Source organism: Aphanothece microscopica RSMan92, from assembly GCF_046613545.2.
Classification (GTDB): Bacteria; Cyanobacteriota; Cyanobacteriia; order PCC-6307; family Cyanobiaceae; genus NIES-981.
This window is the reverse complement of record NZ_JBKKKY020000267.1, coordinates 1-777: the sequence shown is the minus strand read 5'-3', so window position 1 is coordinate 777 and position 777 is coordinate 1. Positions and strand designations below refer to the sequence as shown.

Here is a 777-nt window from a genome sequence, read left to right as displayed (position 1 = left end):
CTCGACCTGACGAGCGCGCTGGAACTGGCCTGCGGGCGTGGGCGCCATGCCGAGCGGGCCGCGCCGCTGGCCGGCGCGCTCGCCGTGACCGATCCGGTTGAAGCCAATATCGAGGCTTGCCGCGCGCGCCTGCCCGCGTCAGTGCGCTGCGTGGCAGGCAACGGGCGCGATCTTTCGGCGTTCGGCGATCAGGCGTTCACTGCGGTCTATTCCTACGACGCCATGGTGCATTTCGAGGCGATGGACGTGGTCGGCTATCTGTTCGAGATCGCGCGCGTCCTGCGCCCCGGCGGGCGGGCGCTGCTGCACCTCTCGCTGGAAGACCGCTACCCCGAGCAGAGCTACAGGGATCATCCGTGCTGGCGCAACTGGTTCAGCGAGGGGCTGCTGCGCCACGCCGCCAGCCGCGCCGGGCTGGCGGTTCTGTCGCTCGACCGGATGAACTGGCCGCCGGGTCATGGCGAGCTGATCGACGGCCTGGCGCTGTTGGAGCGCGGCTGAGGAAGGACAAACCCGATGGCCACCAGCCCCGAAGGCGTGGCGCGGTTTCGCAACGCGCTGATCCAGGATCACATCGACACGCCTTATTATGATCAGGCCGAGGCGGACGGCCACATGGGCGTGTTCTGGGGCCCGCAGAGCCCGTATCGCGCGGCCTTCGGGCAGCTCGACCTGACGAGCGCGCTGGAACTGGCCTGCGGGCGTGGGCGCCATGCCGAGCGGGCCGCGCCGCTGGCCGGCGCGCTCGCCGTGACCGATCCGGTTGAAGCCAATATC

At 70.0% G+C, this 777-nt stretch carries 2 protein-coding genes; both read left to right on the top strand.

The annotated features are described in order from the left end of the window. On the top strand, nucleotides 1-501 hold a 501-nt coding region (locus ACLD7X_RS17420), incomplete at its 5' end, for a class I SAM-dependent methyltransferase (protein WP_411424953.1). 15 nt (nucleotides 502-516) lie between these two features. Continuing rightward, the coding region (locus ACLD7X_RS17415; RefSeq protein ID WP_411424952.1) for a hypothetical protein at nucleotides 517-777 on the top strand (261 nt) is incomplete at its 3' end.